The following is a 9,543-nucleotide window of genomic DNA, read 5'->3' as shown; positions in this document are numbered from 1 at the left end:
GCGTGGGGGTACCTCCCACGCCCTTCAGGCAGTGGGGGAGCCACGGCGCGCGCACCGCGAAGCGGGCGACAAACGGCGAGAGACTCGCACGGCGGGAAAGCCGACAACGTACGGCGCGCCGCAAAGCGCAACGGACAGCGCACCGCGAAGCGGGCGACAAACGGCGAGAGACTCGCACGGCGGGAAAGACAAAAACGTGGGAAGCAGAGGAACGCTCATGGGACGTTCTCCGGCTGGAAAGATCCCCTTGGTCCCCTCCACGCACGGTGCGCCGAGAACAGCCGTATGCGTGTCGCCCTCGTCACCGAATCCTTCCCGCCCGATGTCAACGGCGTAGCCCACTGCGCCCTGGAAACCGCCCGGCACCTCGTTCGGCGCGGTCATGATCCGCTCGTCATCGCACCGCTCGGTGGCGCGGCGCCGGCCTCCGGTACCCAGGAGAGCCCCTGCCCCGTGGTCCGCGTGCCCTCGGTGCCGCTGCCGGGCTATCCGCAGGTGCGGATCGCGCTCCCCGGGCGGCGGCTGTCCGCCGCGCTCGCCGGGCACCGCCCCGACCTGGTGCACCTCGCCAGTCCCTTCGTCCTCGGCGCCCGCGCGATGGCGGCGGCCACCCGGCAGCGGGTGCCCGCGATCGCCGTCTACCAGACCGACCTGGGCCGTTATGCCCGTACCTACCTCGGCGGCGGTGCGGCCACGGCCTGGCGGCGCATCAAGGCGGTGCATGCCGCCGCCGACCGCACCCTGGCGCCGTCCAGTGCCGCCCTGCTGGATCTGACCGAGCACGGTGTGCCGCGGGTGCATCTGTGGCCGCGCGGTGTCGACTCCGAACGGTTCCACCCCGGGCGGCGTGACGCGGTGCTGCGCAGCTCGCTGGCCGCGGGGCGGGAGCTGCTGGTGGGGTACGTGGGCCGGCTGGCGCCGGAGAAGGACGTCCGGTTGCTGGCCGAGACCTCGCGGATGCCGGGCGTGCGCACCGTCGTCATCGGGGACGGCCCCAGCGCCGCCGGGCTGCGGGCCGCGCTGCCGGAGGTCCGCTTCATGGGCCGCCGCACCGGCGACGAACTCGCCCGTCTTTACGCCTCGTTGGATGTTTTCGTGCATACCGGTCCGTATGAGACCTTCTGCCAGACCGTGCAGGAGGCGATGGCCTCGGGTGTGCCGGTGGTGGCGCCGCGGGCGGGCGGCCCGCTCGACCTGGTGGACCACGGCCGTACGGGGCTGCTGGTGACACCGGGCGACGGCGCCGCCTTCCGGGACGCGGTGCGCTTCCTGGCGGGCAGCGCCGAGCTGCGCGCCCGGTACGGCGCCACGGCCCGTGGCGCGGTCGCGCAGCGCACCTGGGAGGCGGTGGGCGACCAGCTGCTGGCCCACTACGAGGCCGTGCTGAGCGACCGGACGGTGGTGGCGGCATGACCGCGCGGCACGACTCAGGGACGGGCCTGCGCATCGTCCGGATCGCCAACTTCGTCACCCCGGCCTCCGGCGGACTGCGCACCGCACTGCGCGAACTCGGCGCGGGCTACCGGGCCGCCGGCCACGAGCCGGTGCTCATCGTGCCCGGACCGCCGCGGCCGGACGGGACGGGCACGCCGGCCCGGATCCACGACGAGGACACCGCACAGGGACGGGTGATCACCCTGCCGGGGCCGGAACTGCCGGGCAGCGGCGGCTACCGCATGCTCACCGACCGCCCCCGGTTGCAGCGGCTGCTGGCCGCGCTGGCTCCCGACCGGCTGGAGGTCTCCGACCGTACGACGCTGCGCTGGACCGGAGAGTGGGCGCGCCGGGCCCGGGTGCCGGCGATGATGGTCTCGCACGAGAGCGTGGACGGGGTGCTGCGTACCTGGGGCGTCCCGCAGCCGCTCGCCCGCGCCGCCGCGGACCGGCTCAACACCCGTACGGCGCACGCCTACAGCCGGGTGGTGTGCACCACCGAGTGGGCGGCGGCGGAGTTCACCCGGGTCGGCGCGCGGAACGTGGTGCGCGCACCGCTCGGTGTCGATCTCGACGCCTGGCACCCGGACTGCCGCAGCGCCGCGCTGCGCCGGCGCACCGCGGGCCGGGCGGAGGTCCTGCTGCTGCTCTGCTCCCGGCTGTCACAGGAGAAGCGGCCGGGACGGGCCCTGGACGCCCTGGCCCAGCTGCGCCGACGCGGGGTCGACGCGGCCCTGGTGGTGGTCGGTGACGGCCCGCTGCGCACCCGCCTGGAGGGCCGGGCACGGGACGAGCGGCTGCCCGCGGCGTTCCTCGGGCACCTCGCCGACCGGTCCCGCCTCGCCGCGCTCCAGGCCGCCGCCGATGTCGCGCTGGCGCCCGGACCGGCCGAGACGTTCGGCCTGGCCGCCCTGGAGGCGCTCGCCTGCGGCACGCCGGTGGTCGCCAGCGCGGCCTCGGCGCTGGCCGGCCTCGTCGGCAACGGCGGCGACACGGCCCTCGACGACGGGCCCTCGTACGCCGATGCCGTCCAGCGGGTGCTGGCCCGGCCCGAGCCGGCCCGGCGCGCGGCCGCCCGCCGGCGGGCCGAGGGCTACGGCTGGCAGCCCGCCGTCGACGCCTTCCTGGCCGCGCACGACGCGCCCGCCCCGCTGGCCCGTCCCCTCGCCGCCGCGGCCTCGCCGTACCCGGCCGGTCCGAGGGGCGGGTGGTGAAGGTGAGGTTGCAGGGGACGGCGGTCGGTGAGCGCTTTCCGGTCCCGGCCCGTTTCGTCGCGCTCGGTGACTCGCTGACCGAAGGCCTCGGCGACCCCGTGGCGGGCGGCGGCTGGCGCGGCTGGGCCGCCCTGCTCGCCGGGGCGCTGGGGGAGCGGCCGGGCGGTGTGGAGCTGGTGAACCTGGCGTGCAGCGGCGCACAGACGGCGGACGTGGCCGAGCGGCAGCTGCCCCTGGCACGGGAGCTGCGTCCGCGGTTCGCCTCACTGATCGTCGGGGCGAACGACACCCTGCGCGCCGCCTTCGCCATCGAGCGGGTCACGGCCGCGCTGGACCGGGCGCACGGCGCGCTGAGCGCCGACGGGGCCGTGGTGCTGACGGCCTGTCTGCCCGACCCCGGCCGGATGCTGGGGCTGCCCGGGCCGCTGGCCCGTCCGCTCGCCCGCCGGATGCAGGCGGTCAACACCGTGGTCCACGCGGTGTCCGCCCGCTACCAGGGCGTGCATCTGCACCTCGCCGACCACCCCTGGGTCGCCGAGCGCGCCTCCTGGAGCGTGGACCGGCTGCACCCCAGCGAGCGCGGCCACCGGCTGCTGGCCCGCGGCTTCCATACGGCGCTCACCGCCGCCGGCCTGCCCGTCGGGCCGCCGCCCGCGCTCGCCCTCGACGGCCCGCCGCCGACCCGCGCCGGATCGGCCGTGTGGATGGCGACCCGCGGCACCCGCTGGGTCGCCGACCGGTGCACGGACCTGCTGCCCGGCCTGCTCGCCCTGGCCCTGAAGGAGTGCCGGCACGGTGTGGCCGGCTCCGGCCGGCTGCTGGACGCCGCGGCCGAGCGCGCCACCCGTACCGCGCTCGCCGCCCTGACCGAGCCGGGCGGCGCCGCAACGACCGAGCCGGGCGGCGCGCTGTGGAAAACCGCCGGGACGGTGAAGGGCGCTGCGACAATGGCGGGATGACCGGGCGCTGGGAGTTCTGGATCGACCGCGGTGGCACGTTCACGGACGTCGTCGGCAGGCGGCCGGACGGGCGGCTGGTCACCGGCAAGCTGCTCTCGCACCACCCCGAGCGCTATCGGGACGCCGCGGTGGCCGGCATCCGGATGATGCTGGGGCTCGGCCCGGACGAACCGGTGCCCGCCGAGCGGGTCGCCGTCGTCAAGATGGGCACCACCGTCGCCACCAACGCCCTGCTGGAGCGCAAGGGCGAGCCGACCGTCCTGCTGACCACCGAAGGCTTCCGGGACGCACTGCGGATCGCCTACCAGAACCGGCCGCGGATCTTCGACCGGCACATCGTGCTGCCCGAGGCGCTCTACGACCGGGTGATCGAGGTACCGGAGCGGATCGGCGCACACGGCGAGCTCGTCCGGCCGCTGGACGCCGAGCCCGTCCGCCGGGCGCTGATCCGGGCCCGTGCGGACGGCCTGCGCAGCGCCGCCGTCGTGCTGCTGCACGGCTACCGCCACACCGACCACGAGCGGGCCGTCGCCGAGCTGGCCAGGCGCGCGGGCTTTGCGCAGGTCAGCTGCTCGCACGAGGTCAGTCCGCTGATGAAGCTGGTGCCGCGCGGGGACACCACCGTCGTTGACGCCTACCTCTCCCCGATCCTGGGCCGGTATGTCGACGAGATCGCCGCCGAACTCCCCGGTATCCGGCTGATGTTCCTGCAGTCCAACGGCGGACTGCGGCAGGCCGAGCACTTCCGTGGCAAGGACGCGGTGCTGTCCGGACCCGCCGGCGGTGTCGTCGGCATGGCGCGCAGCGCCGCCGAGGCCGGTGGCCACGACCGGGTGATCGGCTTCGACATGGGCGGCACCTCCACCGATGTGTCGCACTACGCGGGCGAGTTCGAGCGGGTCTTCGGCAACGAGGTCGCGGGCGTGCGGATGCGCGCCCCGATGATGAACATCCACACCGTCGCGGCCGGCGGCGGCTCCGTACTCCACTTCGACGGCCGCCGCTACCGGGTCGGCCCGGACTCGGCCGGCGCGGACCCGGGGCCGGCCTGCTACCGCCGCGGCGGACCGCTCACCGTCACCGACGCCCAGGTGATGCTCGGACGCATCCAGCCCGCCCACTTCCCCGCGGTCTTCGGACCGGACGGCGACCAGCCGCTGGACGCCGAGGTGGTCCGCGCCCGCTTCGCCGAGCTCGCCGCACGGGCCGCCGCCGAGACCGGGGACGACCGCGGCCCCGAGGAGGTCGCGGCCGGCTTCCTCGACATCGCCGTGCTCAACATGGCCAACGCCGTCAAGAAGATCTCCGTCCAGCGCGGCCGCGACATCACCCGCTACGCCCTCACCAGCTTCGGCGGCGCCGGCGGCCAGCACGCCTGCGCGGTCGCCGACGCGCTGGGCATCGGCACGGTGCTCGTCCCCCCGCTGGCCGGGGTGCTCTCCGCGTACGGCATCGGCGTCGCCGACGCCACCGCGATGCGCGAACAGGCCGTCGAGGCGGAGTTCACCGACCCCGATGCGCTGCGCCGGGTGCGCGAGGTCTGCGACGCGCTCGCCGGGCAGACCCGGCGCGAACTCCTCGACGACGGGGTCCCGGACGAGTCGGTCACCACGCGGGCCCGAGTGCTGATCCGCTACGCCGGGACCGACTCCACCATCGGCGTCCCGCTGGCCGATGCCGACACCATGACCGCCGACTTCGTCCGGGCACACCGCACGCGCTACGCCTTCACCATGGACAAGCCGCTGGTGGCCGAGGCGGTCTCGGTCGAGGCGCGCGGCACGGCCGGCGGAGCACGCGGGTACGAGGCCGGATCCGGCGGCCGGGAGGGGGAGTTGCGGCCCGCCGCGACGGTCCGGATGTACACGGCCGGACGGTGGCAGGACACCGGCCTCTACCGGCGCACCGACCTGCGCCCGGGCGATGTCCTCACCGGCCCGGCGATCATCGCCGAGCAGGACGCGACCACGGTCCTCGACCCCGACTGGCAGGCCGAGACGGGCGAGTCGGGCCACCTCCTGCTGACCCGGACCCGGCCGCGTACCGACCGGGTCGCGGCCGGCACGGAAGCCGACCCGGTGATGCTGGAGGTCTTCAACAGCCTCTTCATGGCCATCGCCGAGCAGATGGGTGTCCGCCTGGAGAACACCGCACACTCCGTCAACATCAAGGAGCGCCTCGACTTCTCCTGCGCCCTCTTCGACGCCGACGGCAATCTGATCGCCAATGCCCCGCACATTCCGGTGCATCTGGGCTCGATGGGGGAGTCCATCAAGGAGGTGCTCGGACGCCGCCGCGGGGAGATGCGGCCGGGCGACGTGTACGCGGTCAACGACCCGTACCACGGGGGCACCCACCTCCCGGACGTCACCGTCGTCACCCCCGTGTTCGACCAGGACGCGCCGGACGGCGCCGGCACCCCTCCCGAGCTGCTCTTCCTGGTGGCCTCCCGGGGTCATCACGCCGAGATCGGCGGCATCACCCCCGGCTCGATGCCCGCCTTCAGCAGCACCATCCAGGAGGAGGGCGTCCTCTTCGACAACTGGCTGCTGGTCCGCGACGGCGCGCTGCGCGAACGCGCCACCCGCGAGCTGCTCACCGCCGGCCCGTACCCCTCCCGTGCCCCGGACGCCAACCTCGCCGATCTGCGCGCCCAGATCGCCGCCAACGAGAAGGGCATCGAGGAACTGCGCCGGATGACCGAGCAGTTCGGCCTGGACGTGGTCCAGGCCTATATGGGGCACGTCCAGGACAACGCCGAGGAATCGGTGCGGCGGATCATCGCACGGCTGTCGGACGGCAGCTGCCGCTACGAAACCGACAGCGGGGCCGAGATCCGTGTCGCGCTGACCGTCGACCGCGCCGCCCGCAGCGCCGTACTCGACTTCGCCGGCACCTCACCCCAGCAGCCCGGCAACGCCAACGCGCCCACCTCGGTGGTGATGGCGGCCGTCCTGTACGTCTTCCGCACCCTGGTCGCCGACGACATCCCGCTCAACAGCGGCTGCCTCAAACCCGTACGGGTCCGCATCCCGGAGGGCTCGATGCTCGCCCCCGTCTTCCCGGCGGCCACCGTCGCGGGAAACGTGGAGACCTCCCAGGCCGTCACCGGCGCCCTCTACGCCGCCCTCGGCGTCCAGGCCGAGGGGTCGGGCACCATGAACAACCTCACCTTCGGCAACGACCGGGTGCAGTACTACGAGACCGTCGCCAGCGGATCGGGCGCGGGCGACGGCTTCCACGGCGCGGACGCCGTCCAGACCCATATGACCAACTCCCGGCTGACCGACCCCGAAGTGCTGGAATGGCGCTATCCCGTCCGGGTCGACGCCTTCACCCTCCGTGCCGGCAGCGGCGGCAGGGGCCGCTGGCACGGCGGCTGCGGGGTCGAGCGCCGGCTGCGCTTCCTGGAGCCGATGACCGTCGCCCTGCTGACCAACCACCGCCGGGTCGCGCCGTACGGCATGGCGGGCGGCGCTCCGGGGGCGCTGGGCGTCAACTCCCTTGAGCGGGCGGACGGTTCACGAGAGGACCTCGCGGGCTGTGACGCGGCCGACGTCGGGGTGGACGACGTACTGGTGATGCGTACACCGGGCGGCGGGGGATACGGGTCGCCGGAGGAGGGCTGACCGGCGGGCGGGCAGGGATGACGGGACGGCCCTCAGCGCATCCGGAGGAACCGGACCGGTGTCCCGGGTGTCGCCTGCGCCGCGGGGGCCAGGAAGCGCTCGGGGACCACGCCGACGACCGGGTAGCCGCCGGTGGTCGGGTGATCGTGGAGGAAGAGGACCGGCAGGCCGTTCGGCGGGACCTGGAGCGCGCCCAGCGGCATGCCCTCGCTGGGCAGTTCACCGGCCCGGGCGCGCTCCAGGGGCGGGCCCTCGGTGTGCAGCCCGATGCGGTTGCCGGCCGGGGAGACCCGGAAACGGCCGGTGACCAGGGTCCGCAGACCGGCGTCGGTGAACCAGTCGTCGCGCGGGCCGGGCAGGAAGGGAAGCAGTAGTTCGGTCACCGGGCCCGGGTGCGGGACGGCGTCCGCCGTGGCCGGCGGGCCGTGCGGATCGCCCAGGGGGAGGACCGCGCCCTCGGCGAGCGGGTCGGGCCCGAGGCCGGAGAGCAGGTCGGCGGCGCGGCTGCCGAGGACCGGCTCGGTGGCGATGCCGCCGGCGAAGGCGAGGTAGGAGCGCAGCCCGTGGGTGGCCGGACCCGCGTCCAGGACAGCGCCCGCAGGGACGCGCACCGGGGCACCCCAGGGGGCGGGGCGGCCGTCGACGGTCACCGGGCAGGGGGCGCCGGTGACGGCCACGGTGGTGGCCGTACGCACCCGCAGCGCACAGCCGGTGAGCGTGGTCTCCAGGGTGGCGGCGGACTCGGGGTTGCCGGCCAGGCGGTTGGCGAGGCGGTGCGCAGGGGCGTCCAGGGCGCCGGCGCGCGGCACCCCGAGGTGGGCATGGCCGGGCCTGCCGAGGTCCTGGACGGTGGTGAGCGCACCGGCCCGGACGACCGAGAACGCGCGGTCGGTCATCAGGCGGTCTCCTGCGGGACGAAGCGGACGCGGGTACCCGGGACGAGCAGCGCCGCCGGCTCCCGGCGCGGGTCCCACAGGACGGTGTCGGTGGTGCCGATCAGCTGCCAGCCGCCGGGGGAGGAGCGGGGATAGACCCCGGTGTACGGGCCGGCGAGGGCGACCGAGCCGACCGGGACCTTGGTGCGGGGGGTGTCGCGGCGCGGCACGTGCAGCGGCTCGGGAAGTCCGGTCAGATAGCCGAAGCCGGGGGCGAAGCCGCAGAAGGCGACATGGAACTCCGTGGCGGAGTGCAGCCGTACGACCTCTTCGGGGGTGACGTCCCACAGTGCGGCGACATCGGCGAGGTCGGGGCCGTCGTAGCGGACCGGGATCCGCACGGTCGGGCGGTCTCCCGAGGTCAGCGGCGGAATGTCCCAGGTGGCCAGTTCGGCGAGCAGCCCGCGCGGGTCGGCGAGGCCGTCGAGGAAGACCGTACGGGCGGCCGGCACGATCTCGCGCAGCGGCGGCAGGGCGCCGTCGGCGGCCCGCCGGAGAAGTTCGGCGTGCAGGGCCTCTACCTCCTCCGCGCTGTCCAGCTCGATCAACAGCCCGTGTTCCCCGACCGGCAGCGGTTTCATACGAAGCTCCGGAGGTGGACGCCGGACGCGGTCAGTTCGGACCGGACCCGCCGGGCGAGGTCGGCGGCGCCGGGGGTGTCGCCGTGCAGGCACAGGGAGCGGGCCGTCAGGGCGACGCGGGTGCCGTCGCGGGAGGTGACGGCCTGGTCGCGCGCCATGCCGAGGGCGCGCTTGACGACCTCGTCCGGGTCGTGGATCACCGCGTCCGGCTCGCGGCGGGGCACCAGGGTGCCCTCGGCGGTGTAGGCGCGGTCGGCGAACGCCTCGCCGACGACGGGGAGTTGCGCGTCACGGGCGGCCTCGTGCAGCCGGGAGCCGGGCAGTCCGAGGACCGGCAGGGCGCCGCCGGCGGCGCGGACGCCGGCGATGACGGCGTGGGCCTGCTCCTCGTCGTGGACACAGCGGTTGTAGAGCGCGCCGTGCGGCTTGACGTAGCCGACGTGGGCGCCGGCGGCACGGGCGAAGACTTCCAGTGCGCCGATCTGGTAGGTGATCTCGTCGGCGAGTTCGTCCGGCGGGACGTCCATCGCGCGGCGGCCGAAGCCGGCCAGATCGCGGTAGGAGACCTGGGCGCCGATCACGACGCCGTGCCCGGCGGCCAGTTCGCACACCCGGCGCATCGTGGACGGATCGCCGGCGTGGAAGCCGCAGGCGACATTGGCGCTGGTGACGACGGAGAGCAGGGCCTCGTCATCGGTGAGCTGCCAGCGGCCGAAGCCTTCCCCGAGGTCGGCGTTGAGGTCGATGACACAGGGAGCCGCTGGGTCGCTCATGTCTGTCCGTTCCGGGGT

Annotated in this window: 7 protein-coding genes; 4 read left to right on the top strand and 3 right to left on the bottom strand. The window is 74.9% G+C overall.

All coding sequences use genetic code 11. From position 1 onward, the window contains the following. Positions 1 to 285 precede the first annotated feature (285 nt). Genes EST92_RS14870 through EST92_RS14855 form a run of 4 tightly spaced genes read left to right on the top strand, consistent with a single transcriptional unit; the run spans position 286 to position 7,236 of the window. Entirely contained in the window at positions 286 to 1,413 is a 1,128-nt protein-coding gene (locus EST92_RS14870; RefSeq protein ID WP_129281412.1) for a glycosyltransferase family 1 protein, read from the top strand. Further along, complete coding sequence (locus EST92_RS14865) at positions 1,410 to 2,648, top strand: glycosyltransferase (protein ID WP_129281411.1); 1,239 nt, start codon at positions 1,410 to 1,412, stop codon at positions 2,646 to 2,648. The genes EST92_RS14870 and EST92_RS14865 overlap by 4 nt, the downstream gene beginning before the upstream one ends. Beyond that, entirely contained in the window at positions 2,645 to 3,607 is a 963-nt protein-coding gene (locus EST92_RS14860; protein ID WP_254068817.1) for an SGNH/GDSL hydrolase family protein, read from the top strand. The genes EST92_RS14865 and EST92_RS14860 overlap by 4 nt, the downstream gene beginning before the upstream one ends. Beyond that, complete coding sequence (locus EST92_RS14855) at positions 3,604 to 7,236, top strand: hydantoinase B/oxoprolinase family protein (protein WP_129281410.1); 3,633 nt, start codon at positions 3,604 to 3,606, stop codon at positions 7,234 to 7,236. Before EST92_RS14860 ends, EST92_RS14855 begins: the two co-directional genes overlap by 4 nt. Positions 7,237 to 7,268: 32 nt before the next feature. Here EST92_RS14855 and EST92_RS14850 read toward each other — a convergent pair whose 3' ends face one another. From EST92_RS14850 to EST92_RS14840, 3 genes are read right to left on the bottom strand one after another with little or no spacing between them, the layout of a single operon-like run. Continuing rightward, positions 7,269 to 8,132 carry a biotin-dependent carboxyltransferase family protein gene (locus EST92_RS14850; protein WP_129281409.1) on the bottom strand — a complete coding sequence of 288 codons (864 nt, stop codon included), beginning with the start codon at positions 8,130 to 8,132 and terminating at the stop codon, positions 7,269 to 7,271. Beyond that, entirely contained in the window at positions 8,132 to 8,752 is a 621-nt protein-coding gene (pxpB, locus tag EST92_RS14845; protein ID WP_129281408.1) for a 5-oxoprolinase subunit PxpB, read from the bottom strand. Before pxpB ends, EST92_RS14850 begins: the two co-directional genes overlap by 1 nt. Further along, a complete protein-coding gene (locus EST92_RS14840) occupies positions 8,749 to 9,525 on the bottom strand; it encodes a 5-oxoprolinase subunit PxpA (protein WP_129281407.1) in 777 nt (258 codons plus the stop codon). The genes pxpB and EST92_RS14840 overlap by 4 nt, the downstream gene beginning before the upstream one ends. Between the last annotated feature and the right edge of the window lie 18 nt (positions 9,526 to 9,543).

This window comes from Streptomyces sp. TM32, from assembly GCF_004122755.1.
Classification (GTDB): domain Bacteria; phylum Actinomycetota; class Actinomycetes; order Streptomycetales; family Streptomycetaceae; genus Streptomyces; species Streptomyces sioyaensis.
Note: the sequence above shows the minus strand (reverse complement) of the source record. Positions and strands in the feature narration are given on the sequence as shown.

Coding starts and splice junctions, on each gene's coding strand:
- EST92_RS14865 (WP_129281411.1), top strand. CDS start 1,410: ATGACCGCGCGGCACGACTCAGGGACGGGCCTGCGCATCGTCCGGATC.
- EST92_RS14870 (WP_129281412.1), top strand. CDS start 286: ATGCGTGTCGCCCTCGTCACCGAATCCTTCCCGCCCGATGTCAACGGC.
- pxpB (WP_129281408.1), bottom strand. CDS start 8,752: ATGAAACCGCTGCCGGTCGGGGAACACGGGCTGTTGATCGAGCTGGAC.
- EST92_RS14840 (WP_129281407.1), bottom strand. CDS start 9,525: ATGAGCGACCCAGCGGCTCCCTGTGTCATCGACCTCAACGCCGACCTC.
- EST92_RS14855 (WP_129281410.1), top strand. CDS start 3,604: ATGACCGGGCGCTGGGAGTTCTGGATCGACCGCGGTGGCACGTTCACG.
- EST92_RS14850 (WP_129281409.1), bottom strand. CDS start 8,132: ATGACCGACCGCGCGTTCTCGGTCGTCCGGGCCGGTGCGCTCACCACC.